At 74.7% G+C, this 25,887-nt stretch carries 24 protein-coding genes; 3 read left to right on the forward strand and 21 right to left on the reverse strand.

Translation table 11 applies throughout. The features are described from left to right. Positions 1–17: 17 nt before the first annotated feature. Complete coding sequence (locus ACH4C6_RS14930) at positions 18–668, forward strand: hypothetical protein (RefSeq protein ID WP_398108988.1); 651 nt, start codon at positions 18–20, stop codon at positions 666–668. Between the two features lie 9 nt (positions 669–677). On the opposite strand, the gene ACH4C6_RS14935 is transcribed toward ACH4C6_RS14930, so the two are convergent. Together ACH4C6_RS14935 and ACH4C6_RS14940 are read right to left on the reverse strand one after the other, a co-directional pair. Then, entirely contained in the window at positions 678–971 is a 294-nt protein-coding gene (locus ACH4C6_RS14935; protein ID WP_398108989.1) for a hypothetical protein, read from the reverse strand. A gap of 136 nt (positions 972–1,107) precedes the next feature. Further along, complete coding sequence (locus ACH4C6_RS14940) at positions 1,108–2,391, reverse strand: adenylosuccinate synthase (protein WP_376326734.1); 1,284 nt, start codon at positions 2,389–2,391, stop codon at positions 1,108–1,110. A gap of 184 nt (positions 2,392–2,575) precedes the next feature. Here ACH4C6_RS14940 and ACH4C6_RS14945 point away from each other — a divergent pair, with 184 nt between their 5' ends. Then, a complete protein-coding gene (locus tag ACH4C6_RS14945) occupies positions 2,576–3,460 on the forward strand; it encodes a diacylglycerol kinase (protein WP_398108990.1) in 885 nt (294 codons plus the stop codon). 289 nt (positions 3,461–3,749) lie between these two features. Here the strand turns inward: ACH4C6_RS14945 and ACH4C6_RS14950 are convergent, their stop codons facing one another. The 19 genes from ACH4C6_RS14950 to ACH4C6_RS15040 form a co-directional block, all read right to left on the reverse strand. Then, complete coding sequence (locus ACH4C6_RS14950; protein WP_398108991.1) at positions 3,750–4,970, reverse strand: cytochrome P450; 1,221 nt, start codon at positions 4,968–4,970, stop codon at positions 3,750–3,752. Between the two features lie 62 nt (positions 4,971–5,032). Further along, entirely contained in the window at positions 5,033–5,698 is a 666-nt protein-coding gene (locus ACH4C6_RS14955) for a response regulator (RefSeq protein WP_398108992.1), read from the reverse strand. Then, positions 5,695–7,029 (reverse strand): sensor histidine kinase, encoded by a 1,335-nt coding sequence (locus ACH4C6_RS14960; protein WP_398108993.1) that lies wholly within the window; start codon positions 7,027–7,029, stop codon positions 5,695–5,697. The genes ACH4C6_RS14955 and ACH4C6_RS14960 overlap by 4 nt, the downstream gene beginning before the upstream one ends. Before the next feature lie 95 nt (positions 7,030–7,124). Then, positions 7,125–7,808: a response regulator gene (locus tag ACH4C6_RS14965; protein ID WP_398108994.1), complete on the reverse strand. Its 684-nt coding sequence runs from the start codon at positions 7,806–7,808 to the stop codon at positions 7,125–7,127. Next, positions 7,805–9,181, reverse strand: coding sequence for a sensor histidine kinase (locus tag ACH4C6_RS14970; protein ID WP_398108995.1), 1,377 nt, complete (start codon positions 9,179–9,181; stop codon positions 7,805–7,807). Before ACH4C6_RS14970 ends, ACH4C6_RS14965 begins: the two co-directional genes overlap by 4 nt. Then, positions 9,174–10,382 carry an acyltransferase gene (locus tag ACH4C6_RS14975; RefSeq protein ID WP_398108996.1) on the reverse strand — a complete coding sequence of 403 codons (1,209 nt, stop codon included), beginning with the start codon at positions 10,380–10,382 and terminating at the stop codon, positions 9,174–9,176. The genes ACH4C6_RS14970 and ACH4C6_RS14975 overlap by 8 nt, the downstream gene beginning before the upstream one ends. Further along, on the reverse strand, positions 10,375–11,292 hold the full coding sequence (locus ACH4C6_RS14980) for an alpha/beta hydrolase (RefSeq protein WP_398109347.1): 918 nt from the start codon (positions 11,290–11,292) through the stop codon (positions 10,375–10,377). Before ACH4C6_RS14980 ends, ACH4C6_RS14975 begins: the two co-directional genes overlap by 8 nt. A gap of 245 nt (positions 11,293–11,537) precedes the next feature. Beyond that, positions 11,538–12,404, reverse strand: coding sequence for an alpha/beta hydrolase family protein (locus ACH4C6_RS14985; protein ID WP_398108997.1), 867 nt, complete (start codon positions 12,402–12,404; stop codon positions 11,538–11,540). 187 nt (positions 12,405–12,591) lie between these two features. Then, a complete protein-coding gene (gene kynU, locus ACH4C6_RS14990) occupies positions 12,592–13,776 on the reverse strand; it encodes a kynureninase (RefSeq protein ID WP_398108998.1) in 1,185 nt (394 codons plus the stop codon). Next, positions 13,769–14,599, reverse strand: coding sequence for a tryptophan 2,3-dioxygenase family protein (locus ACH4C6_RS14995; RefSeq protein ID WP_398108999.1), 831 nt, complete (start codon positions 14,597–14,599; stop codon positions 13,769–13,771). Before ACH4C6_RS14995 ends, kynU begins: the two co-directional genes overlap by 8 nt. Positions 14,600–14,751: 152 nt before the next feature. Then, entirely contained in the window at positions 14,752–15,165 is a 414-nt protein-coding gene (locus ACH4C6_RS15000; RefSeq protein WP_369196665.1) for a DUF3151 domain-containing protein, read from the reverse strand. A 418-nt stretch (positions 15,166–15,583) separates the two neighbouring features. Continuing rightward, entirely contained in the window at positions 15,584–17,080 is a 1,497-nt protein-coding gene (locus ACH4C6_RS15005) for an MFS transporter (protein WP_398109000.1), read from the reverse strand. Positions 17,081–17,147: 67 nt separating this feature from the next. Next, positions 17,148–18,170 (reverse strand): class II fructose-bisphosphate aldolase, encoded by a 1,023-nt coding sequence (gene fbaA, locus ACH4C6_RS15010; RefSeq protein WP_398109001.1) that lies wholly within the window; start codon positions 18,168–18,170, stop codon positions 17,148–17,150. 137 nt (positions 18,171–18,307) lie between these two features. Further along, positions 18,308–18,856: an orotate phosphoribosyltransferase gene (pyrE, locus tag ACH4C6_RS15015; RefSeq protein WP_398109002.1), complete on the reverse strand. Its 549-nt coding sequence runs from the start codon at positions 18,854–18,856 to the stop codon at positions 18,308–18,310. Between the two features lie 10 nt (positions 18,857–18,866). Continuing rightward, the gene (locus tag ACH4C6_RS15020; protein ID WP_398109003.1) at positions 18,867–19,655 is read right to left on the reverse strand and encodes an aldose 1-epimerase; all 789 of its coding nucleotides are present in this window, start codon (positions 19,653–19,655) and stop codon (positions 18,867–18,869) included. A 69-nt stretch (positions 19,656–19,724) separates the two neighbouring features. Then, positions 19,725–20,621, reverse strand: coding sequence for an SRPBCC domain-containing protein (locus ACH4C6_RS15025; RefSeq protein ID WP_398109004.1), 897 nt, complete (start codon positions 20,619–20,621; stop codon positions 19,725–19,727). Positions 20,622–20,743: 122 nt separating this feature from the next. Next, positions 20,744–22,408, reverse strand: coding sequence for a polyamine aminopropyltransferase (locus tag ACH4C6_RS15030; protein ID WP_398109005.1), 1,665 nt, complete (start codon positions 22,406–22,408; stop codon positions 20,744–20,746). A gap of 129 nt (positions 22,409–22,537) precedes the next feature. Continuing rightward, positions 22,538–23,065, reverse strand: coding sequence for a DUF2617 family protein (locus ACH4C6_RS15035; protein ID WP_398109006.1), 528 nt, complete (start codon positions 23,063–23,065; stop codon positions 22,538–22,540). Between the two features lie 1,200 nt (positions 23,066–24,265). Then, positions 24,266–24,547 (reverse strand): hypothetical protein, encoded by a 282-nt coding sequence (locus ACH4C6_RS15040; RefSeq protein WP_398109007.1) that lies wholly within the window; start codon positions 24,545–24,547, stop codon positions 24,266–24,268. Positions 24,548–24,675: 128 nt separating this feature from the next. Here ACH4C6_RS15040 and ACH4C6_RS15045 point away from each other — a divergent pair, with 128 nt between their 5' ends. Further along, positions 24,676–25,875: a pyridoxal phosphate-dependent aminotransferase gene (locus ACH4C6_RS15045; protein WP_398109008.1), complete on the forward strand. Its 1,200-nt coding sequence runs from the start codon at positions 24,676–24,678 to the stop codon at positions 25,873–25,875. Positions 25,876–25,887 lie beyond the last annotated feature (12 nt).

Below are 25,887 nucleotides of genomic sequence, written 5' to 3' on the forward strand. Positions count from 1 at the left end.
TGAGCGAGGAGCCCTCTTTGGCCTGTGACCTGTGGCTGGTACCGCTCGTGGACGTCCTGTGCCACACGCCGGACAACCCCTTCGCCGAGGAACTCGCGCAATACGACAAGGTGCTCGCCGAGGCCGGGCTGCCGCCGGTGCCGGTGTACCAGTACATGCCGGGCCTGTCCGGCGACGTGGCCCCGGTCGCCGGCTTCGACTACGACGCGCTGCACTTCCTGCGCCGCGCCTACCTGTTGCAGGTGTGCGGGCTGCCGGTGACGCCCGTGGACGAACTGGGCGGCGACTACGAGCAGTTGCTGGAGATGTTCGAGTCGACGGCCCAGCAGTCGCACCTGGTGTGGCACTACGACCACGCGGGCGCCTACGTCCCGGTCGACTTCCCGAGTCCGCTCGCCGACGACGACCTCCTCGCGGGCGGCGGCCCGCTGGGCTCCTCGCACGCGCTGCTGCGGGAGCTGGAGGTGGTCGGCCCGGCCATCGGCATCGACCCGGCCAACCCGCCGGTGGCTCCCCGGCCGCCGCTCGCGCCCACGGAGCTGGAGGAGCCCGCCGTCCCGGCGCCCTACGACCCGAGTCCCTTCGCCCGGGAGCGGCACGTGTGGCTCGGGCTGCACGCGGCCGCGACCCGCAGCCTCGCGCAGGGCTCGATGATCGTCTTCAGCTGAGCCGGGCGCTCAGCGCCCCAGCTGGGACAGGCCCCTCTGGACGTCCTCGACGTTCATCACGGGCGTGTACGTGATCTCCGCGCCGAGGTTGAGGAAGAAGGGCTCGCTGAGGACCGGCATCTGGGCGCTGTCCTGCATGTCGAAGACCATGAAGGCCGTGCGCCTGCCGTTCTCGGAGGTGAAGTACGCCGCCTCCGGCTTGATCAGCTCCAGCGACTCCTGGAGGAGCTTGCCCATGGTGCCGTTCCGGATGGCCTCGTTGGCCTTCTCGGTGTCCATGCAGGCCTTGAGCAGTACGCGCATCGCACTCACCTTCCTCTGTGTCGACGCACGCGGGGGTGCCGCTTTCAGCCTATGCCCGTTCGGGGCGGGCCACCCGGCGGGAAGGAGCGCCGGCCGCCCCCCTGGGCAGGGGAGCGGCCGGCGGACGCGGAGCGGCTCAGAGGAACGAGTTGATCTCGATCGTCTCGTCGCGGCCCGGGCCCACGCCGATCGCGGAGATCGGGGCGCCGGACATCTCCTCCAGCGCCTTCACGTACGCCTGGGCGTTCTTCGGCAGGTCGCCGAAGGACTTGGCCTTGGAGATGTCCTCGCTCCAGCCCGGCAGCATCTCGTAGACCGGCTTGGCGTGGTGGAAGTCGGTCTGCGAGTAGGGCAGTTCCTCGACGCGCCTGCCGTCGATCTCGTAGGCCACGCAGACCGGGATCTGCTCCCAGCCGGTGAGGACGTCGAGCTTGGTGAGGAAGAAGTCGGTCAGGCCGTTCACGCGGGTCGCGTAGCGGGCGATGACCGCGTCGAACCAGCCGCAGCGGCGGTCGCGGCCGGTGGTGACACCGCGCTCGCCGCCGATGCGCCGCAGCGCCTCGCCGTCCTCGTCGAACAGCTCGGTCGGGAAGGGACCGGCGCCGACGCGGGTGGTGTACGCCTTGAGGATGCCGATGACCCGGCTGATCTTCGTCGGGCCGACTCCGGCGCCGGTGCAGGCGCCGCCGGCCGTCGGGTTGGACGAGGTGACGAAGGGGTACGTGCCGTGGTCGATGTCGAGCAGGGTGCCCTGACCGCCCTCGAACAGCACGACCTTGTCCTCGTCCAGCGCCTGGTTGAGGACCAGCACGGTGTCGGCGACGTACGGCGCGAGCTTGTCGGCGTAGCCCAGCAGCTCCTCGACCACCTGCTCCACGGCGATCGCCCGCCGGTTGTAGAGCTTGGTGAGCATCTGGTTCTTGACGTCGAGGGCCGCTTCGACCTTCTGCGTCAGGATCGACTCGTCGTAGAGGTCCTGCACCCGGATGCCGACGCGGTTGATCTTGTCCGCGTAGGTCGGGCCGATACCGCGTCCGGTGGTACCGATCTTGCGCTTGCCGAGGAAGCGCTCGGTCACCTTGTCCACCGTCACGTTGTACGGCGTGATGATGTGCGCGTTACCGCTGATGAGGAGCTTGGACGTGTCGACGCCTCGCTCGTTCAGCCCGTTCAGCTCGGAGAACAGGACCGACGGGTCGACGACGACGCCGTTACCGATGACCGGCGTGCAGCCGGGGGACAGGATTCCGGAAGGGAGGAGGTGGAGGGCATACTTCTGGTCGCCCACGACCACCGTGTGGCCGGCGTTGTTACCGCCCTGGTAACGCACCACATAGTCCACCGAGCCACCGAGCAGGTCGGTGGCCTTTCCCTTGCCTTCGTCACCCCACTGAGCACCGAGCAGCACAAGTGCGGGCACGCGCGTACACCCCTTCCGGGCGGGGCATGTCCATGGTCGAGGGCGTACGCGGAGGTCTCCGCCGCGTGCACCGCGACCACCGTTGGCCGCCAACCGTCGGACCGGATGCCCCGGAATAGACGAAGCCCCTGGCGCAATAGCGCAAGGGGCTCTTGCACAAAGATGCTACCCGAGGAAGCGAGGCATGGCCGAGGTGGCGACTTCCACGACGTCCGAGCAGCTGCTGGTGGTGGTCGACCCGGTCGCCCGAAGGTCGGACGGCGAGTCCGTCCGGATCGCGAAGGACGTGCTCGGCGCGGGCGCCGGCATGAAGCTGTGCCTGCCGGACGGCCCGGAGGAGTTCGCCCGGGCGCTGGCCCGCCGAGGCGCCCGGCGCCCGGTGGTGGTGGGCGACGACCGGGCCCTGCTGCGGGCGGTGTCGGTGCTGCACCGGCAGCGGGAGCTGGCGGCGTGCGGACTGTCGCTGGTGCCGGTCGGGGGCGCCCTGTCCCTGGCCCGGTCCCTGGGGGTGCCGACCGGGACGGTGGCGGCCGCGCGGGCGGTGCTCGACGGGGTCGAGCGGCGGATGGACCTGATGGTCGACGACAGCGACGGGGTGGTGCTGGGCGCGCTGCGCATACCGCCGCTGTCGCCCTCGCCGGGCGGGGCGGGCGAGCGGGAGCCGGTGGCCGACGCGGAGGACGCCGCGGGGCGGCCGTGGCTGCGGACCTGCCAGTCGCTCGTGCGCACCCTGGTCCCGGCGTCCCGCCCCGCGCGGCCGGTGTCCCCGCCGGAGCCCGGGCCGTCGCGGCTGCGGGTCGAGGTGGACGGGGAGACCCTCGTGGATCTGAACCAGCCGGTGGAGGCGGTGTCGGTGGCCCCGTCCGCCTCGGGCGTGGCAGCGGTGGAGGTCAGGCCGGTGTCGGTGGGCGCGGAGGCCTCACCGCTGCTCGCCGAGGGCCGCACCGTCACGGTCTCCGGGGCGCACTTCCGCTACCGGGCGGACACCCAGGTCTCGGGCCCGGTGCGCACGCGCACCTGGGTGGTGCGCGAGGGGGCGTGGAGCCTGACGGTCCCGGCGGGAGCGTGAGGCGGACCCGGCGGGAGCGTGAGGCGGACCCGGCGCGGGGCCCCTGGGCGACCACCGGCACCGGCACCGGCACCGGCGCCGGCGCCGGCGGGCGGTACCCGGCGCGGGCGTGAGGCGGACCCGGCGAGGGCGTGAGGCGGACTCGGCCGCGGGCCCTTGGGCGACCAACCACCGGCACCGGCGGGCGGTACCGCCCGCTGACCGGGCTGGCGGCGGTGCTCGTGGCGGGTGGGCTGGCGGCTCTGCGGCGGCGGGACCTGGTCGCGTGAGCCGTCTGCCCCCGCTCCGGTCACGCCACCTCGACGGCCAGCCCTTCCAGCCCCCTGATCACGAAGTTGGGCTTGCGGACGGGCTCCGCCGCCAGGCGCAGCGTGGGGGTCCGCTCCAGCAGGGCCCCCATCGACGCGGCCAGCTCGATGCGGGCCAGCGGGGCGCCGATGCAGTAGTGGATCCCGGCGCTGAAGGAGATGTGGGGGTTGTCCCGGCGGGTCAGGTCGAGGGCCGAGGGGTCGTCGAACACCGCCGGGTCGTGGTTGGCGGAGCCGAACAGCATGGCGATCTCCGCGCCGCGCGGGATCGTCGTGCCGGCGATCTCGATGTCGTCCAGGACCCAGCGCTCGAACAGCTGCAACGGGGTGTCGTAGCGCATCAGTTCCTCGACCGCGGAGGGGACGAGCGAGGGGTCGGCGCGCAGCAGCTCCAGCTGGGCGGGGTTGCGGAACAGGGCGTACCAGCCGTTGACCGTGGCGTTCACGGTGGCCTCGTGGCCGGCGTTCAGCAGCAGGACGCAGGTGGAGATCATCTCCTGCTCGGTGAGGCGGTCGCCCTCGTCGTGGGCCGCGATGAGACCCGAGACGAGGTCGTCGCCGGGTTCCTTGCGGCGCGTGGCGATCAGTTCGCGCAGGAAGGCGGAGAACTCCACGGACGCGCGGACCGCCCTGGCCGCCGTCTCCTCGGACGGGTTCAGCTCGTACATGCCGCAGATGTCGGCCGACCAGGGCCGCAGCGGGGCCCGCTCGGACTCCGGGATGCCGAGCATCTCCGCGATGACGGCGACGGGCAGGGGCTCGGCGACGTCCCTGAGCAGGTCGCCGCCGCCCGCGTCGGCCAGGGCGGAGACCAGCCGGTCGGCCAGGGCCCGCACGTAGGGCTTGAGGCGTTCGACCGTGCGCGGGGTGAACGCCTTCGACACCAGACGGCGGATGCGGGTGTGGTCCGGCGGCTCCAGGTCGAGCATGCCGTGGTCGTTGAGCGTGTGGAACGGCTCGTGCTCGGCCGGGGGCGCGCTGCGGCCGAACTCCTCGTGCGTGAAGCGGTGCTGGTACGTCCGGCCCAGACGCCGGTCGCGCAGCAGGGCCGAGACGTCCGCGTGGTGCGGGACCAGCCACTGGTTCGTGGGCTCGAACCGGTGCACGCGGCCGGCGGCCCGCAGCTCGGCGAGGGCGGGGTACGGGTCGGCCAGGAACGCCGGGTCCCACGGGTCGAACCCGGTGTCGGAGACAGCTGCCATGCACGGACGCTAGCCCGGCACACCCCGCGGTGACCAGGGGTGGCGCCCGCCCCTCCCGCCCGTCAGCCCGGGGTGACCAGCCGGGCCTCATAGGCGAACACCGCCGCCTGGGTGCGGTCGCGCAGGCCCAGCTTCACCAGGATGCGGCTGACGTGCGTCTTGATCGTCGACTCGGCGACCACCAGCCGCCCGGCGATCTCCGCGTTCGACAGCCCCTGGGCGATCAGGACCAGCACCTCCGTCTCCCGCTCGGTGAGGTCCCCGTAGGCGGCCTGGGCGGAGGGCATCAGGCGCGGGGTCTCGGAGAGCTTGGAGAACTCCGTGATCAGGCGCCTGGTCACCGAGGGCGCCAGCAGGGCCTCGCCCGAGGCCACCACGCGGACGCCGTCGGCGAGCTGGCGGGCCGAGGCGTCCTTCAGCAGGAAGCCGGAGGCGCCCGCCCGCAGCGCCTGGTACACGTACTCGTCGAGGTCGAAGGTGGTGAGCACCAGGACCTTCGCCGCGCTGTCCGCCGCGACGATCTCGCGGGTCGCCTCGATGCCGTTCAGCTCGGGCATGCGGATGTCCATCAGCACGACGTCGGGGGCGAGGTCGCGGACCTTGGCGACGGCCTCCAGGCCGTTCACCGCCTCTCCGACGACCTCCATGTCCGGCATCGCGTTCAGCAGCACCGAGAAGCCCTCGCGGACCATCATCTGGTCGTCCGCGATCAGGACGCGGATCGTCATGCCTCGTCCTCGTCCGGCAGGGCGACCGGCAGGAACACCGTCACCTCGTACCCTCCGTCGTCCGTGCGGCCCGTCGTCATCTCGCCGTTGAGCATCGTCACCCGCTCGCGCATGCCCGTGATGCCGTGCCCGGCGCCCGGGGAGGGCTTGATGAGGCCCGGCTCGGGCGGCGGGCCGTTGACGACGCGCAGCCCCAGGCCCCCGAGCACGTATCCGATCTCCACCCGGGCGGTCGCGCCGGGGGCGTGGCGCAGAGTGTTGCTCAGAGCCTCCTGGACGATCCGGTACGCCGACAGCTCCACGCCCGGCGGCAGCTCCCGCACGGCGCCGGTCACCGCCTTGTCCACGGCCGTCCCGGCCTCGCGCACATTGGCCAGCAGCGCGTCGAGGTCGGCGAGCGTGGGCTGCGGGGCGTCCGGGGCCTCGTAGTCCTCGGCGCGCACGACGCCCAGAACCCGGCGCAGCTCCGTCAGGGCCGCCACCGCGTTCTCCCGGATCGTGACGAACGCCTTCTCCAGCTCGGGCGGCGGGTTCTCCACCCGGTAGGGGGCCGCCTCGGCCTGGATGGCGACCACCGACATGTGGTGGGCCACCACATCGTGCAGCTCGCGGGCGATCGTGGTGCGCTCCTCCAGCAGGGTGCGCCGGGACCGCTCGTGCGCGGTGACCGTCTGCTGGGCGGTGACCTCCTGCGCGGCGCTCCGGCGGGTGTGCCACACGGTGACGCACAGCAGGATCAGGGCCGACAGGATCAGCATGGGCGCCGAGTTGGTGCCGTACATGTGGCTCGAGCCCATACCGGCGTCCGCGATCAGCGCGTACAGCGCGGTCAGCGCCCACATCCAGCCGGCGGTGCGGGGCCGGGTGCGTATCGCCACGACCGTCAGCACCGTCAGGTGGCACAGGAAGCTGCCGGCCTGCCAGGGCCAGTCGCTCCAGGTACTGCCGAGGGCGCCCGCGACGGGGGTGGCGGCCATGGACAGCCAGAACGCCATCACGGGCCGGACCATGGTGGCCAGCACCGGCAGCACGGTCAGCAGCGCCATGAACAGCACCGGGCCGTCGACGGTCCCCAGCAGCAGGCAGAACAGGGCCGCCGTGACGATCAGCGCGTGCGGGGTCCAGGTCGCGTACTCCCGCAGCCGTGGCGGCAGCCGCCGCACCCACCGGCCGTCCGGGCTCCTGCGGGGCAGCGGCCGGTAGGCGAAGGCGTCGTGGAAGAGGTCCTGCCGCAGTCCGCGCAGGGAGTCCACGGCCACCCGGTACTCCGGGCTGCGCGAGGGCGTCCCGTCCCCCGGCGCGGTGCTGTGCAGGTGAGTCGTCTCGGTCACGTACAGAACGGTAGGGGCACCCCGGGGTCGCGGTCGTCCCCAGTGAGAGGGGTCACCGCGGGTCCCTCTCAGGTACTACGCGCTCCCCCGGGGCGTCAGTAACCCGACGGCCGCACCAGCCCCGACTCGTAGGCGAACACCGCCGCCTGCGTCCGGTCCCGCAGGCCCAGTTTCACCAGGATGCGTCCCACGTGCGTCTTCACGGTCTGCTCGGCGACGCACAGGTGCCGGGCGATCTCCGCGTTCGACAGGCCCTGCGCGATCAGCGCGAGCACCTCGGTCTCCCGCCCGGTCAGCTCCCCGACGCGGTCCTTGAGCGGGGCGCGGGGCCGGTCGTCGAGTCGGGAGAACTCCGCGATCAGCTTGCGCGTGATGACCGGCGCGAGCAGCGCCTCCCCGGACGCCACCACCCGGACCGCCTCGGCGAGCTGCTCGGCGGAGGCGTCCTTCAGCAGGAACCCGGAGGCTCCCGCGCGCAGCGCCTCGTACACGTACTCGTCGAGGTCGAAGGTGGTGAGGACCAGCACCCGCACCCCGGGGTGAGCGGCCGTGATCACCCCGGTGGCCTCGATGCCGCCCATGCCCGGCATGCGGATGTCCATGAGGACGACGTCCGGGCAGGTCTCGGCGGTGCGGGTCACGGCCTCGGCGCCGTCGCACGCGTCGCCGACGACCTCGATGTCCGGCTGGGTGCCGAGCAGCACGGTGAAGCCCTGCCGGACCATCGCCTGGTCGTCGGCGATGAGGACCCGGATGGGGTCGCCGGTGCGGCTCGTCATGGTCGTCCTTTCCTGGGGGTGGTGGTGCGGCCGGTGCCCGGGGTGTCCGCGGGCGGGGTGCCGGGCAGGAACGCGGCGATCTCGAACCCGCCCCCCTGCGCCGGGCGCGCGGTCAGGGTGCCGCCCAGCATCGCGACGCGCTCGCGCATGCCGAGCAGCCCGTGGCCCGCGCCGGAGGACGGCGGCGGGGGCGCCGTGGGGCGGCCGTTGACGACCTCCACGCGCAGGCCGTCGGGCCGGTAGCCGAGCCGGACGGTGACGGCGGCGCCGGGCGCGTGCCGCAGGGCGTTGCTCAGCGCCTCCTGCACGATGCGGTACGCCGACAGCTCCACCCCCTGCGGCAGAGGGCGCCGCTCGCCGCTGATCTCGGTGGTGACCTCGCGGCCGGCGGCCCGGGTGTTCTCCACCAGCGCGCCGAGCCGGTCGAGGGTGGGCTGCGGGGCGTGCGGGACGGCCTCCTCGCCGGGTCCGGCCGGCGCGTCCCCGGGCCCGGGGTGCTCCGAGCGCAGCACGCCCAGCACCCGGCGCAGCTCGGTCAGCGCCTCCAGCGCGTTCTGCCGGATGCCCGCGAGGTTCTCCTTCAGCTCCTCGGGCGGGTCCTGCACGAGGTGCGGGGCGACCTGCGCCTGGATGGAGATGACCGACATGTGGTGGGCCACCACGTCGTGCAGTTCGCGGGCGATGCGGGTGCGCTCCTCCAGCAGGGTGCGCCGGGTGCGCTCCTCGGAGGTGAGCGTGGTCTGCTCCACGAGCTGGGCCCGGGCCACGCGGCGGCCGCGCAGGGCGGTGCCGACGACGACGACGACGGTCGCCAGGGACAGCATCAGGGGCCCGGTGTCGTCGTGCGCCACCCCGGCCGCGGCGCCCTGGGCGAGCCAGGTGACCAGTGCGGTCACGGCCAGGGCCGCCACCGCCGCGCGGGTGGGCACCCGCAGCGCCAGCAGCAGCAGCACGAGCAGCCCGGCGACGATCGCCGCCGCGGTCCAGGGCCAGGTGTAGGTCTCCGGGCCGTCCCCCAGCCGGGCCCGCACCACCGCGGCGCACAGCACGAACACGCCCAGCGACAGCCACCACGCCGGGACCGGCCGCCGCAGGCCGAGCACGACGGAACCGCCCTGCCCGATCGCGACCAGCAGGGCCGGGCCGAAGTCCAGATGCCCGTTGCCCTGGAGGTCGGCCGCGCTCCCGACCGTGACACCGAACGCCGCCAGGCACAGCAGGCCGTGCGGCAGCCACCGCAACCAGGTGGAGCGCGGCAGCGGATCGCGGCGGACGGTCCACAGGTCCGCGCGCAGCGCCCGCAGCCAACCGCCGGCGCGCGCCCGCAGCGCGCGGCCCACCCCCGTGTCCGTCACACGGCTCAGCCTAGACATGGCGGACCCCCGTCGCCGCACCCCGGTCGGCGGGCCGGTGCGCGCGCACCACCCGTGACCCACCGCCCGGCCCGCCGCCCCGCTCGAAGGACCGGAACGCGGCCGCGCACAGGGCGAGGGCGGCGGCGAACACCGGCAGCCACAGCAGCCGGGCCGCGACCCAGCCGGGGCCGTCGGGCACGGTGTGCAGCCCGGGGAGGCGGCCGGCGAGCAGGCCGGTGGCGGTGGTGGCCATGAGGGCCGTCTGGTGCCACAGGAAGACGGTCATCGCCGAGAGGTTCAGCAGCGCCACGGCCGCCCAGGCCAGGGGCCGGCGCAGGGCGCGGCGCAGCGGCCCGCGCAGCAGGAGGGCGAGGCCGCACTGGCCGAGCCCGAAGGTGACCGCTGCCAGGGTCGGCGGGTCCAGGTTGGACACGTCCTGGCCGGGGACGCCGACCATCGACGCGGGGTAGCCCGCGAGGGCGACCAGGGCCGTGGTCGTCACCGCCCCGCCCGCCAGCAGGATCCAGCCCACGCGGCGGCCCTCCAGCTCGCCCCGGCTCCAGGCGGCGCCGAGCGTGTAGGGCACGGCCCAGCCCGCCGCCACGTTCGCCCAGCCCAGCCAGGAGGGCCCGCCCGGGCCGAAGCGCAGCAGGTCCACGTGCAGGACGACGGCCAGCGGCCACAGTGGGGAGAGCCGGGCCAGCAGCGGGGTCGCCGCGGTCAGGCCCGCGAACACCACGAGGAACCACAGCGGGGACAGGGCGAGTTTCACCAGCGTGCGGACCGTCCCGAACTCGGCGCCCGACAGCAGCAGGGCGAGCGCGGCGCCCGTCCACAGGGTGAGGACGGCCGCCACGGGGGTGAACAGCCGGGCCAGCCGGGCCGCCAGCCAGCGGCGGTACGGCACCCCGCGCGCCCGCGCCGCGGCGTGCCCGCGGGTGGCGACGTGCCCGCCGACCAGGAAGAACACGGCGAGGGTCTGGAAGACCCAGGAGACGGGCGCGAGGGCGGGCAGGTGCTGGAGCGGGCTCGCCGCGCGCAGGGTGCCGCTGTCCGACACCAGCGCCGTGACCAGCCAGTGCCCGAGGACGACCCCGAGGACGGCGGCCGCGCGCAGGCCGTCCACGGCCCGGTCGCGGCCCGCGGGTGTGGCCGCGTCGATCCGCGCGGCGCGCGCGTGCAGCACCCGCCGGATCGCTCCTGCTCGCCTGTCAGTCACGGGTCACCGCCCCGGTCTCGCCCAGGACGATCCGGGCCAGGTTGGCCAGGGAGTCCGTCCCGGGCCGGAAGTAGTCGCTGTGGCCGCCGTCGCCCGCCGTGAAGACGCGGGCGCCGAACTCCGGCGAGACGGGGTCGGTGCCGAAGCCGACGGTGGTGCCGAACAGGCCGGCGTCGAGGTGCGGGACGTGCTCCACCCAGTCGTCGCCGCCGCGCGCCGCCCAGATCCGGGCGCGCGTGCCCAGAGCGGCGGCGGTGTCGGCGCCGGTGCCGGGGCTGCCGACCAGCGCGATGTCGTCCACGTCCAGGCCGGGCGCGGCCCGCCCGCACACCACCGAGCCGTAGGAGTGGCACAGCAGGGAGACGCGGGCCGCGCCGCCCGTCACGGCGCGCAGGTCCGCGACCAGGGCGCGCAGCCGCGGGGCCGCCCGTTCGGCCCGGCCGGTGGTGGCGACCGCCGTGCTGACCGTGCCGGGCGTCGCGTAGCCGAGCCAGGCCACCACCGCCGTGCGCGGACCGCCCGGCCCGCCGCGCCGGGCGAGCTGCCGTTGCAGGGCGGTGGCGGCGGCGCGGAACCGGCCGTAGGTGTCCAGGCTCGTGTCGGAGCCGGGGACCAGGACGGCGACGCGCTCGGCACGGCGGAGGTCGCCGAGGACCTCGGTCACCCGGCCGGGGCCGCGGCCGTCGAAGGCCAGGAGCCGGCGGGCCGGGGCGGCCAGGGCCCGGTCGGCGGCGGCCCGGTGCCGGTCGTGGTGCGCGGCGGCCATGCGGGCCGCCTCGGCGGCGTTGGCCCGGTTGGCCGCGTACGCCGCCTCCAGCGTCGTCGCGCCGGGCGGGGGGAGGGCGGCGGGGGCCGGAGCGGGTATCCCGGGCCGGACGGCCCCGGTCAGCGGCAGCACCAGCGCGCCCATGACCAGCGCCGCGAGCGCCGCCCGCCGCCCCCGTCCGGCCCCGCGGCGGTCCTCGTGTGCGCGTCCCACGCTCGTTCCCCCTCCCGCGCGCCCGGCGGTCGGGCGGCATGGAAGGGAAGGTACGGAGGCGGCGGTGTCGTCCGCGTCCCGCCGCGGAGCTCACCCGCGGGGTGGCTCTCAGGTACTACGGGTATGACCGGGGCCGGCTCATCGGGGCCGGCTCACCGGCGCGCCGCCTGCCCTGCTCACCAGGCCAGTTGGGCGATCTCCTCGACCACCACCGCGCAGGCGTCGGCCACCGGGTCGATCAGCGGGAAGTGCCCCACGTCCTCCAGCAGCGTCAGCCCGACCACTTCGCCGGCCTTCGCCGCCGCGTCCGCGTACGACTCGGCGACCGCCTGCGGCACGTCGAGGTCCGCGCGGCCCTGGACGACGGTGGTGGCGATGCCGGTGGGCAGCAGCAGGGCCGGGTCCGCGTACGGCTGCCGCTCGGCGACGTGCTCGTCACCGCCCAGGAGCTGGCGTACGGCGCCGTCGCACACGCCGAGCTTGTCGGCGACGCCGAGGTCCGCGATCGGGGCGAGGGCGACCACGCCGCGCAGGGCCGCCGGGGTGCCGCTGCGCCAGGGCGAGCCGGCCGGCAGGACGTGCCGGGCCACACCCCACAACGCCAGGTGGCCGCCCGCCGAGTGGCCGGTGAGGACCGTACGGCGCGGGTCGGCCTGCGGGAGCTGCGCCCGCACCAGCGCGGGCAAAGCGTCCAGCGCCGCGGCCACGTCGTCGAGGGTGTCGGGCCAGCGGCCCGCGACGGAGGCGTCGCCGGTGCCCCGCCGGTACTCGACGCTCGCCACGGCGAAGCCGTGCCGGGCCAGGAACCCGGCGAACGGGCTGATGTGCCGCCGGTCGTGCGGCGCCCGCCAGGCACCGCCGTGCAGCACCACCACGACCGGGGCGGGACCGCCCGGGCCGCCCTCGCCGCGCGGGGCGAAGAAGTCGATCACCTGGTCGGGGTGGTCGCCGTAGGCCGCGGTGGCGTCGGGGTCTACGGGCGCGTGGGAGAGGGCCGACTCCTCCTCGGCGGCGGCCCGTGCCGCTGCGGCGTCGTCCGTCATGCTCCACCCTTCCAGCGATGAGCCGTACACGGCGAACCGGTCGAGGGGGGTGCGCCGTTGGCCGGGACGGTACCAGGCCCGTGACATGCGCGGACCCGGGGATGTCACGCTCGGTGAGGACGGGTTGGGCGGTCCGCCGGCGGGCGGTGGGGCCGGGTCCGCGCGGCGCGTTCCCGGCCCCGGCCGCTCACCCCAGGGTCCGGGCCAGCACGCCCGCCGCCCGCTCCACGTCGGCGAAGCCCACGTACAGCGGCGTGAAGCCGAAGCGCAGCACGTCCGGCGGCCGGAAGTCGCCCACCACACCCCGCTCGATCAGGGACGTCATCACGTCCCCGGCGTCGGGGCAGCGCAGCGCGACCTGGCTGCCGCGCTCCGCGTGGGCCAGGGGCGTCAGGCACTCGACGCGTCCCTCGGGCACGTACTCCGCGACGCACTCCAGGAAGAAGTCCGTCAGGGCGAGGGACTTGGCCCGCACCGCGTCGACGGACACCCCGTCCCACACCTCCAGGGCCGCCTCCAGGGCGAGCATGGAGAGGATGTCGGGTGTGCCGACCCGGCCGCGCAGGGCACCGGCGGCCGGTTCGTACCCCGCCCGCATCCCGAACGGCTCGGCGTGCGAGTTCCAGCCGGGCAGCGGCGAGTCGAAGCGGTCCTGCAACTCGGCGCGTACATACAGGAAGGCCGGTGAACCCGGCCCGCCGTTGAGGTACTTGTAGGTGCAGCCGACCGCGAGGTCCACCCCGTGCTCGTCGAGCCCCACGGGCAGCGCGCCGGCGGTGTGGCACAGGTCCCATACCACGTACGCCCCGGCCGCGTGCACGGCGGCCGTCAGCGCCGGCAGGTCGTGCAGCCGGCCGGTGCGGTAGTCCGCGTGGTTGAGCAGGACCGCGGCGGTCCGCCCGCCCAGCACGCCCGGCACCTCCGCGGGGGTCACCGGCCGCAGGGTGCAGCCGGTCATGCGCGCGGCGGACTCGGCGATGTACCCGTCGGTGGGGAAGGTCGTGGCGTCCACGACGATCTCGTCCCGGCCCTCACCGGCCAGGCGCACCGCGCCCACCAGCGCCTTGAACACGTTGACGCTGGTGGAGTCGCCCACCACGACCTGCCCGGGCGCGGCCCCGACCAGCGGGGCGATCCGGTCGCCGATCCGCTCCGGCGCGGCCCACCAGCCGCTCTCCTCCCAGGACCGGATGCGCAGTTCGCCCCACTGCCGGCGCACGACGTCCGCCACCCGGCCGGGGACGACGGCCGGGAGCGCGCCAAGGGAGTTGCCGTCGAGGTAGACGACGTCGTCGGTGACGAACTCCGCCCGCTTGCCCGCCAGTTCGTCGACGGAGTCCAGCTTCTCCGCGCGCATGCTCAGCTCAGACATACGACCGCGCCGTCCACAGCTCGGGGAACACGTTCTTCTGCGCGCGCTTCTCCAGCCAGGCCACCCCGGCGGAGCCGCCCGTGCCGGTCTTGGCGCCCATCGCGCGGCGGGTGGCGACCAGGTGGTCGTTGCGCCAGCGCCACACCAGCTCGGCGACGTCGCTCAACGCCTCGCCCAGCCGGGCCAGTTCGTCGCTCTCGTCCCCCGAGTAGACGGCCGTCCAGGCGGCCTCCACCTCCGGCGCCGGCTCGTAGCGCCGTGCGACGTCGCGCTTCAGCACCGCCTCGGGGATGTCGTACCCGCGGCGGGCGAGCAGCCGCACGACCTCGTCGTACAGGCTCGGCTCGTGCAGCGCCTTCTCCAGCTCCGCGTGCACGCGCGGGGAGCCGCGGTGCGGGACGAGCATGGACGCCGACTTGTCCCCGAGCAGGAACTCCATGCGCCGGTACATCGCCGACTGGAAGCCGGACCCCTCACCGAGGGCGCTGCGGTACGAGTTGAACTGGGCCGGCGTGAGCTGGCCGAGCGGCTTCCAGGACGCGTCGAGCGCCTCCAGCTCGCGCACCGACCGCTTCAGCGCGGCCCTCGCGGTGGGCACGTCGTCGCTCCTCAGCGCGCGGGCCGCCGTCTCCCACTCGTGGACGATGACCGTGAACCACAGCTCCATTACCTGGGTGGTCACCAGGAAGACCATCTCCCCGGGATCGTCGGAGAGGGTGTGCTGGAGGTGCGTGAGCACGTCCGCCTTGACGTAGTCCTCGTACGGCGTCGTGCCGTGGAAGTCGAGATGCGGGGTCTCGGGCTCGTGAGCCTCGTGGGACATCGCTGTCTCCTGCAGATAACTCCGGGTAGCGGTCCGCCCCTGCCGATGCCGGCACGGGGGCCCCGGTCCCCACGGGGAATACTCCGCAATCGTGCCCCGGAACCGCAAGGCCCGCCTCCTGAGAGACGGGCCTCATACCGCCGGGGGGCCGTTCAGCCCAGGACCTGCGCCGCCGTGGGCGAGGAGTCCTTGAGGAACTGCGCGCAGCGCTCGTACTCCTCCTGCTCGCCGATCGCCTGCGCGGCGCGGGCGAGGGCGTGCAGGGCGCGCAGGAAGCCGCGGTTCGGCTCGTGCTCCCACGGCACCGGGCCGTGTCCCTTCCAGCCGTTGCGGCGCAGCGCGTCCAGACCGCGGTGGTATCCGGTCCGGGCGTACGCGTACGACTCCACGGCCGCGCCCCGCTCGAACGCCTCGTCGGCGAGCTGCGCCCAGGCGAGCGAGGAGGTGGGGTGCGCGGCGGCGACCTCGGCGGACGCGGCACCCGACGCGAGCATCTCGCGCGGCCCGGGGTCGTCGGGCAGATGGGTGGGGGGCGGGCCCCCGAGCAGGTTCTCGTGAATGGACATGCCCCAAGTCTGCGGCATCCGCCCCGCCGGGACCGCCGAGGCCACCCGGCACCGCCCCTTGGACGGCCATGGCCCCTCGCACCCGCAAGAGGCCCGCGCCCCTGCCGGGCCTCCCCCACCCCGGACCGTGACCGATCCGGCCCGCGCGACGAGCCACGGGCTGCGAGCTGCGAGCTGTGGGCAGGCCTTCCCCGGCCCGGGTCCCCTCCGCCTCGACGGCAGCCCCGGTTCGCCGACCGATCCGGCCCGCGCGACGAGCCACGGCCACGGGCTGCGGGCGATTCCGCCCCGCGGAGAGGGCTGCCGCCCCTGCCCGAGCCCCTCCCCCCCGGCAGCGGCCCAAGGCCGCCGGCCGGTGCTGCCCGCGCGACGAGCCACCGGCTGCGGGCTGCGCGTTGCGGGCGAGACCGCCCCCGCCCTACCCCAGCCTCCTCCTCGCCGGCTCGCCCTCCAGGGGCGGTGCCGTCACGCCGGCGTGCCGCAGGCACTCCGGGCGCCTGCACCCCGGCGGCGGCCTGCGGACCACCGCGGCGGACACCACCGCGCCTGCCACCAGCGCACCGGCGCACCACCCCATCGCCCGTCCGAAGGCCGCGTCGAAGGCCTCCGGCTCCCGGTACGCCTCCTCGCCCATTCCCGTGAGCAGCGGCAGCGCCGCCACCGCGACCAGCCCCGCCGCGCGGGCCGCCGCGTTGTTGACGCCGGACGCCAGCCCGGCCCGGGCCACGCTCACCGACCCGAGGACCGCCGCCGTCAGCGGCGCCACCAGCGTCACCATCCCCAGCCCGAGCACCAGCAGCGCGGGCAGCACGTCGGGCACGTACGACGCCCCCGGCCCGGCCCGCAGCATCAGCAACATCCCGGCCGCGCACAGCAGCGGCCCCACCGTCAGCGGGATCCGCGGCCCGATGCGGTCGGCCAGTTCCCCGGAGCGCGCGGACAGCAGCAGCATCAGCGCGGTCGTGGGCAGCAGGGCCGTACCGGCGGCGAGGGCCGAGTAGCCCACGACGACCTGGAGCTGGAGCGCGGCGAGGAAGAAGAAGCCGCCGAGGGCCGCGTACACGCACAGCGTCACCACGTTGACGGCCGTGAACTGCCGGGACGCGAAGATGTCCGGCGGCAGCATCGGGTCGGGCCGCCGTCGCTCGGTCACGACGAACGCGACGGCCGCGGCCAGCCCGGCCACCCCCGAGACCACCACCACCGCGCCGCCCTCCGGGGCCTTGATCAGCGCGTACGTCACCAACGCGAGCGCCGGCGCCCCGAGCACCGCCCCCGCCACGTCGAACCGCCCGTGGGCCCGCCCTCCCCCGGCGCCCTCCGGCCCGGCGGAGCCGCCGCCCGACTCGGGGACGTGCCGCAGCGCCACCGGCACGCACACCAGCGCCAGCGGCACGTTCAGCAGGAACACCCAGCGCCAGCCCGGCCCGTCCACCAGCCAGCCCCCGACGAACGGCCCGACGGCCGCGCCGACCCCGCCGAACCCGGACCACAGCCCCACGGCCCGCCCCCGGTCGTCGGGGTGGAAGGACGCCTGGATCAGCGCCAGCGACCCGGGCGTCAGGAGCGCGCCGCCCACCCCTTGCAGGGCCCGCGCGGCGATGAGCACGCCCGCGTTCGGCGCGATCCCGCACAGCAGCGAGGCCGCCGCGAACCACGCCACGCCGACGACGAACACCTTCCGCCGCCCGAACCGGTCCCCGAGCGCCCCGCCCAGCAGGATCAGCCCGGCCAGCGTGACCATGTACGCGTTGACCGTCCACTGCAGGACGGCCAGGTCCGCGTCGAGGTCGCGGCCGATGCGCGGCAGGGCGACGTTGACGACGGTCGAGTCCAGCATCGCCATGCCGGAGCCGAGCACGGTGGTGAGCAGGACCCACTTGCCCTGCGGGGAGGCCAGCCGGACGTCGGGCATGCAGGGAGCATACGGAAGAGCCCGGCACCCTGCCGGGTGCCGGGCTCGACGCGAGCGGGACCGGGGACTACTTGATCTTCGTGCCGGTCGAGCGCAGGTGGCCGCAGGCCTCGACCACGCGGGCGGCCATGGAGGCCTCGGCCAGCTTGCCCCAGGTGCGCGGGTCGTAGGTCTTCTTGTTGCCGACCTCGCCGTCGACCTTCAGCACGCCGTCGTAGTTGCGGAACATGTGGTCCGCGACCGGGCGCGTGAACGCGTACTGGGTGTCCGTGTCGATGTTCATCTTCACGACGCCGTTCTCCAGCGCGGTGCGGATCTCCTCCTCCGTGGAGCCGGAGCCGCCGTGGAAGACGAAGTCGAACGGAGCGGCCTTGCCGTACTTGGCGGCGACGCCCTCGTTCAGCTCCTTCAGCAGCTCGGGGCGCAGGACGACGTTGCCCGGCTTGTACACGCCGTGCACGTTGCCGAAGGACGCGGCGAGCAGGTAGCGGCCCTTCTCGCCCAGGCCCAGGGCCTCGGCGGTGCGGAGCGCGTCGTCGACCGTGGTGTAGAGGGAGTCGTTGATCTCGTGCGAGACGCCGTCCTCCTCGCCACCGGTCGGGGTGATCTCCACCTCGAGGATGATCTTCGCGGCGCGGGCCTGCTCCAGCAGCTCCTGCGCGATGGAGAGGTTGTCGGCGAGGGTCTCGGCGGAACCGTCCCACATGTGCGACTGGAACAGCGGGGCCAGGCCGGCCTCGACCCGCTTCTTCGACAGGGCCAGCAGCGGGCGTACGTACCCGTCGAGCTTGTCCTTGGGGCAGTGGTCGGTGTGCAGCGCGATGTTCACCGGGTACTTCTCGGCGACGATGTGCGCGAACTCGGCCAGCGCGACGGCGCCGGTGACCATGTCCTTGCTGTACTGGCCGCCAAGGAACTCGGCGCCACCCGTGGAGATCTGGACGATGCCGTCGCTCTCCGCCTCAGCGAACCCGCGCAGGGCCGCGTGCAGGGTCTGGGTGGAGGTCACGTTGATGGCCGGGTAGGCGAACTTTCCTGCCTTCGCCCGGTCCAGCATCTCGTTGTAGACCTCGGGAGTTGCGATGGGCATGCGTCCGCTCCTTGTATCTGCGGGTTGACGTACTGCTGTGTCTAACGGCCCTGACCTAGACCTTGGGGTGCGACGTCATCGTCGGCCCCATCTTTCCAGACTCGGCCGGGAGGTCCAGGTCGCTGTCCACGCCCTGGTCAGTCCAGGCCCAGCTCGTCCTTGGAGAAGGCGAAGAGGTACGGCACACCGGCACCCTCGCGGATCTTCTCCGCGGCACCGGTCGCCCGGTCGACGATGGTCGCGACGGCGACGACCTCCGCCCCGGCCTCGCGCACGGCCTCGACGGCGGTGAGCGGGGAGCCGCCGGTGGTGGAGGTGTCCTCGACGACCAGCACGCGGCGGCCGGCGATGTCCGGGCCCTCGACGCGGCGCTGGAGGCCGTGCGCCTTGGCGGCCTTGCGCACGACGAAGGCGTCCAGGCGCCTGCCGCGGGCGGCGGCCGCGTGCAGCATCGCGGCGGCGACCGGGTCGGCGCCCATGGTCAGCCCGCCGACGGCGTCGAAGTCCAGCTCCGCGGTCAGGTCCAGCAGCACCTGCCCGACCAGCGGGGCGGCCTCGCCGTCGAGCGTGACGCGGCGCAGGTCCACGTAGTAGTCGGCCTCGAGACCCGACGACAGGGTCACCTTGCCGTGCACCACGGCCTTGTCCTTGATCTGCTGCAGCAGCGCGCCGCGTGTGTCCGTCATGCCGCCCAGCTTAGAGGCGGCGCCAGCTCCAGGTGGTGGTGGCCTCCAGCGGCTCCAGGGGCGTGACCAGGCGCGGCAGGGTGTTGAGCCCGTTGGGCGGGCCGGTCTGCGGCTCCACGCACACCGCCTCCCGCTGCTCGTCGTAGACGACGACCCACTCCGCCCGGCTGGACACGGTCAGCTCCAGCTGCCCGGGCCAGGTCAGGGTGGCCTCGACGCCGCCGGGCATGCCGAAGCAGTCGTCCCAGGGGCCGGGCTTCGGGTCGAGGCGGTTGCCGGTGGGCAGGTGGTCGTCGCCGCGCTCCTCCTGCCAGGCGGGGGCGAAGTCGAGGGTCACGTCCTCGCCGCCGAGGTTGCGGTTGAACCAGGGGTGCCAGCCGATCTGCGCCGGGAAGGACGACGCGTACGTCTCCACCGAGATCGTCAGCGTCAGGGAGTCCGGGGTGAGGGCGGCGACCTGGGTGACGCGGCCCGGGTGCGGCCAGGGGTCGGTGAGCTCGCAGGTGATGACGGCCTCGGACGCGGACCGGCGGGCGGTGCGCCAGGCGGTGTCGCGGACGGTGCCGTGGATGGCGTGGGGCGGCGCGTTGAGCGGCAGCTGCCGCATCTCGGCGCCGTCGAGGAAGCGGCCGTCGCGGGTGCGTCCGCACCACGGCACCATCGGGAAGCAGCCGAACCGCTCGCCCTGGCGCAGCAGTTCCGCACCACCGATGCGCAGCCCACCGATCCGGCCGCCGTTGCCCGGCTGCACCGTCGCCTCCGCGTCACCCGCGGTCAGCGTGATCTCTTCGTCGCTCACGGGACGACCCTACTGGGGTGGATCAAGAGGGCCCGGGCTCATGGCGGGTGTCCGCGGCCGGAGGGGGGGTCAACGGCGGCGGCGCAGGGCCCGGACCGCGACGACGGCCGAGGCCAAGGCTAGGGCCGCCGCCGGGGCCGCCCAGCGCAGCGGGGCCGGGGGCGACACGGTCTGCGGGGCGGGCACGGGGGCGTACCGGCCGCGCGGCGGGGCGTGGTCCACCTCCTCGGCACTGCGCCCGATCATGGTCCGGCGGGCGTGGGCCGCCTCGGCCATGCCGTCCTCGTCCTCGTCGTCGTCCTCCCCCGGCGGTGCGGCGGCGGAGGGCGGGAGTCCGGCGCCGAAGGCGGGGCGGGGTTCCTCGGTGAGACCGGGCCCGGCGGGCTCGCCGTCGCCCTCCCCGGCCGCGGTGTCCTGCCCCGAGGGCGCCGGGGGCGGGGGCGGGTCGTCCGCGTCGGGGGTCGTCTCGTGATCGGTCGTGGCGCGGGGTTCGAAGTCCTGCGTGACGGGCGGTGTCGTCGGCCCGGGCCGGGCCGCCGGCTCGGGGGCGGCCCCGGCCAGGTGCTCCGCGAAACGGTTCAGCAGCCGGGTGACGGCACTGTCCACCGCGTCCGCCGGGAGGTCCTTGATGCGGCCGTCGGCGGTCGCCGTGCCGTCGAAGACGACCGTGCAGCCGTCCTCCGACTCCCGCAGGGCGATCCGCAGCGCGAGCGTGACGGTACCGCTGCCGCGCGCCTCCTCGGCCTGCCCGTCGGCGGTGTACGAACCGTCGTCCCCCCGGGACAGCCGGACGGCACCGCGGTAGGTGACGGAGTGACTGCCGACCCGGAGCTTCAGCCGGCCGGCGACGGGCTCGGCGCCCGCGTCCTGCTGGAGCCCGGGAACGGCCCGGGCGACCCGCGCGGGGTCGTCCAGCACCCCCCTGAGCCGCTCCGCCGGGACCGGAACGAACACCTCGTGCTCCATGTCGACGGACTCTACCCAGCACGCGCCGGATCGCACCCCCGACCGAGGGATTCACCCCCGATCCACCCCCACCGGGCGTATGCTCCCGCCCCTCTTCGCGAGGCCGCGCCGCGCGCGTCCCGTCAGTACCGGGGGTGCAGCAGGGTGGAGGCCGGCAGGCCGCCGACCCGCGTCGCGCGGACCTGCCGGGTCCCCGCCCGCAGCGCGGCCGGTGTCAGGACCGCGGGCCGCGGCCCCGCCGGGTCGATCCGCGGCCGCGGCTGTGCCCGGGCGGCCAGGACGAAGCCGTGGTCACGCGGAGGCCCGGGGCGCCCGGCCCGGCCGGGGCGGGGCGCGCTCACGCCGTAGGGGGCGGTGCGCAGGCCGGCGGCGCGGACGGACGCCTCGACGGTCCAGAAGACGCGCGGCCCGGCCGTGACGCCCCCGGCGTGCACGACGAGCCGGCCACCGGGGGCCAGGGCGCGCCGTGCCAGGCCGTAGAACTCCTGCGAGTACAGCTTCGTGCCGGGCGTGAGGTCCGGGTCCGGCAGGTCGCAGACGATGACGTCGTACGCCTGCGGGGGTGTGGCGCGCAGCCGACCGAAGGCGTCGTCGATCGTCACGTGTACGCGGTGGTCGCCGAAGGCGTGCCGGTTCAGCGCGGACAGGCCCGGGTCGGTGCGGGCGAGCCGGACCACCTCCGCGTCGGCGTCGACGACGTCGATCCGCTGAACCCCCCGGTGGCGCAGCACCTCGCGGAGCGCCAGGCCGTCCCCGCCGCCGAGGACGAGCACGCGCGCGTGCGGCCCGGCCATGGCCGGATGGACCAGGGCCTCGTGGTGGCGCCGCCCGTCGGGCCCGCCGGCCCGCAGCCGCCCGTCGAGGAAGAGGTGCAGGGGCCGCCCGCCGGTGCCCCCGGCCAGGACGATCTCCTGCACGCCGCTGCGCAGGGCCACCCGTACGTCCGTGCCGTACACCGCGTGCCGGGCGGCCCGTTCGAAGTCGTCGGCGAGGAGGGCCGCGGTGGCGAGGAGCGCGAGGACGAGGACGTTGGCGAGCAGCAGCAGCCGGCGGGCGCGCCGGCTCAGGTCCCGCCGGAACAGGCCGCACACCAGGGCGCAGCCGACCACGGCGTTGACGGCACCGGTGAGGAGCGCGCCGGTCAGCTGGCCGAGGCAGGGCAGCAGCAGGAAGGGGAACGCCAGTCCGCCGACGAGGGCGCCGACGTAGTCCGCGGCGAACAGGTCGGCGACCGCGCCGCCCGGGTCCTGGCGGCGGATGCGCTGGATCAGCTCCATCAGCAGCGGGATCTCGGCGCCGATGAGCAGTCCGGTGGCGAGGGAGAAGGCGACCAGGAGCCCGCGCGACCCGTCGCCCTCCATGCCACCCCCGTCTCCGGTCCAGGCGAACACCGCGTACAGCGCCATGGCGCTGGAGCCGCCGACCAGGGCCAGGAGGGCCTCGACGGCGCCGAACCCGGCCGCGGCCAGCCCGCGCAGCCGCTTGGCGGCGAGGGAACCGAGGCCCATCGCGAAGACCATGACGGACAGCACGACGGAGGCCTGCGTGACGGAGTCGCCCATCAAGTAGGAGGCGACGGCGACCAGTTCCAGTTCGTACACGAGTCCGCAGGCCGCGCAGACGAACACGCCCGCGAGGACGAGGAACCGTCCGGTGCCGGGGCGCACGGGCAGCCGCACCGGGTCCGCCGGACCGCCCGCCGCGTGCGGAAGCCCGCCCACCGGGCCGCCCGAGTCGCTCCGGGGCAGCCGGGAACCGGGCGGGGCGGGCGCGTGCGGCTCGATCACCCTGCGACGTTACGTCACGCACCGACGACGGTTCGTCACCCACAGGAGTGGTGCTGGTTTGCATGGCCGGCCGCCGGTACGGGGGCGTCCGGACCGCCCGGCACCTTCCGCACTCCCCGGCCGTGGGTGTCACAGGACGGGGACGGCCGTCCGGCTGCGCACCCCCACCCGGGTCCGGGTCGCCACCAGTTGCCCCTCCTGCGGATAGGCGTGCCAGGTCCGCCAGTGCACCTGCCCCTCGTGGTGCTGGGCGAGCAGGGCGGTGAAGGCGTGCGGGCTGCCGGGGAAGACTCCGGCCAGCCCGTGCGGGTGGTCGGAGACCAGGTCGAGCAGTTCCTGGGCCCGGCCCGCGAAGGAGCCGGGCGAGAGGACCTCGACCCGGGCCGCGAACTCGTACTCCCAGTCGCCCACCCGCTTGGCGACGCCGAGCGGGAGCGGGGCGCTGCTGCCCGGGATGCAGGCCACCGTCTCCGAGCGGATGCCGCCCTGCTCCTCCAGTACGACCTGGTGCGACGCGCCGAGCAGCCTCAACTGGAGTTTTATGCCCGTCAGTTCGAGGTCGAGCGTGGCCAGCGCCGGGAGCGGCTCGCGCCCCAGGGCCCAGGCGAGATCGTCCGCGCGTGTGTCGGTGTAGGAGGTGTTCAGGGTCGTGAGCATCGATCGGCTCCGCAAGCACACAAGGAGAGCGAGGAGGGGAGTTGGGTCCGTGGCGCCCCGGACGTACCGGAGGATGTCGGCCCGGTCAGCGCGGTCGGCCGGTTACTGGGAGGTGTCCGCAGAACGTCCGAGAGGCTGCGTCGGTTGATTCAGAGGGAATCATGAACCCTGCCCTCGTCACAGCGTTTTTACCCAAGTTCGGAGGGTTTCCATCCCTCAGAGGGCTCCTTTGCTCACCTGTTCAACAACGGCGCGCGCAGGGACCGGAGGCGTGCGCCGGTGCGCGGCGCGGCCGCGCACGCGGCGGGCGGGGACGGACGCCCGTACGCACCGGTGGCCGGCCGAAGTCATCGGCCACGAGCCGTAGTTGCCGAGGCGACGGCGAGGGCCCCGCGTCCCTGTCCCGGGCCGCCCCTGTGCCCGGACACGACCGCGGGCCCACCCGTGACGCATGGGGCCAGAGGTTCGAGACATCCGCCGCACGGGGAGCGACAGCCCGGGAGGCGTGCGCCGCACGGGAGCGGCGGGCCCGGAGGCGTGCACCGCACGGAAGCGGCAGGCCCGGAGGCGTCCGCCACACGGGAACGACAGGCCGGAAGGCGTGCACCGCACAGGAGCAACCGGCCCGGAGGCATGCACCGCATGGGAGCAGCAGGCCGAGACCCATGCACGCACGGGAGCGACATTCCGGGAAGCGTCCACCACATGGGAGCAGCAGGCCGGAAGGCGTGCACCGCACAGGAGCGACCGGCCCGGAAGCGCCCGCCGCACGGAAGCAGCAGGCCGGGATGCGTGCACCGCACAGAAGCGACAGGCCGGGATGCGTGCACCGCACAGAAGCGACAGGCCCAGCGGCGTCCGCCACCCGGGAGCGACAGGCCCGGAGACATGCACCGCCGGGAGCGGCAGGCCGAGCCTCGTCCGCGGCACAGAAGCGGCAGGCCGGGAAGGCGACCGCCGCACAGAAACAGCAGGCCGGAAGGCACCCGCCACACGCGAGCGGCAGGCCGGGAGGCGACCGTCGCACAGGAGCGACCGGCCTTGAAGCGTCCGCCGCACGGAAGCGACCGGCCGGGAAGCGTGCGCCGCCGGTGCGCGTCCGCGTGGCGTCCGGGCGCGGCGACGCGGGGTCCGCCCCAGGTGCGGGCCCCGCGTGTGGTGGCCGCGGCCCGGCCCTCCGGCCGGGAGGGCGCGGCTCGGTCAGCTGCCTCCGCCGCCGCAGCCGCCGCCTCCGCCGCAGGACGACCCGCCTCCGCAGGACGAGCCTCCGCCGCAGGAGCTTCCCCTGTGGTGGCTGTCGCCACCGCCGGACGTGCCGGTGTCTCCCCCGCCCGCCCACCAGCTCGTGCTGCCGCTGTCGCGGGACGACCTGCCGCCCGTCCGCGCCGCCGCCGGACGGCGGGAGCCGCCCCGGCGGGCGAGCGACACCAGCGCCCCCACGAACAGGATCGCGATCACCGCCAGGATGATGCCGAGGAACATGGCGTCACCCTCCTTCCGTTTCCCCCGAAGCGGCCCCCCGTGGGCGCCTCGCTCTTGCGTGACCGGGAGATGCCCGTCCGCCGCGCGCGCCAAAGCAGAGTTGAGGAACTCCAGAGCTTCGGCGCAGGATGGCCGGCATGACCTCCAGCGCGCGCCCCCTCCTCAACCGCCGGCTCGCCGAGTTCGGGACGACGATCTTCGCCGAGATGTCGGCCCTGGCCCTGAGCACCGGGGCGATCAACCTCGGCCAGGGCTTCCCCGACACCGACGGCCCCGAGGAGATCCGGGAGGCGGCCGTGCGGGCCCTGCGCGACGGCCGCGGCAACCAGTACCCGCCCGGCCCCGGCGTCCCCGAGCTGCGCACCGCGATCACCGCCCACCAGCAGCGCCGCTACGGCCTGTCCCTCGACCCGGACACCGAGGTCCTCGTCACCGCGGGCGCCACCGAGGCCATCGCGGCCGCCCTGCTGGCCCTGGTGGAGCCGGGCGACGAGGTGGTCGCCCTGGAGCCGTACTACGACTCCTACGCGGCGTGCATCGCGATGGCGGGCGGGCGCCGGGTGCCGGTCACCCTGCGCGCCGACGTCGAGGAGGGCCGCTTCCGCCTCGACCTGGACGAGCTGCGCGACGCCGTCACCGATCGCACCCGGCTGCTGCTGGTCAACACGCCGCACAACCCGACCGGCACGGTCCTCACCCGCGCGGAGCTGGCCGCGATCGCCGAGCTGGCGGTCGAGCGGGACCTGCTGGTGGTGACCGACGAGGTCTACGAGCACCTGGTCTTCGACGACGCCGAGCACGTGCCGCTGGCGACGTTCCCCGGGATGCGCGAGCGCACGGTGACGATCTCCAGCAGCGGCAAGACCTACTCGTTCACCGGCTGGAAGGTCGGCTGGGTGACGGCGGCCCCGGCCCTGGTCACGGCGGTGCGCTCGGCGAAGCAGTACCTGACCTACGTCTCGGCGGGGCCGCTCCAGTACGCGATCGCCGAGGCGCTGTCGCTGCCCGAGTCGTACTTCACGGACTTCCGCGCCGACATGCAGGCCAAGCGGAACCTGCTGGCCGCGGGACTGGAGGAGGCCGGCTTCCGGGTCTTCCGCCCGTCGGGCACGTACTTCGTCACCACCGACGTCCGGCCCCTCGGCGAGAGCGACGGGTTCGCCTTCTGCCGCGCCCTGCCGGAACGCGCCGGGGTCGTCGCGATCCCGAACGCGGTCTTCTACGACCACCGCGAGGAGGGCGCCCCGTTCGTCCGCTTCGCCTTCTGCAAGCGGACCGAGGTGCTTCAGGAGGCGGTGCGGCGGCTGAAGGGCGTCGCCGGCGGCTGACGCGCCCGGCGC

It is taken from the genome of Streptomyces sp. NPDC017943 (assembly GCF_044328425.1).
GTDB classification, from domain to species: Bacteria; Actinomycetota; Actinomycetes; order Streptomycetales; family Streptomycetaceae; genus Streptomyces; species Streptomyces djakartensis_A.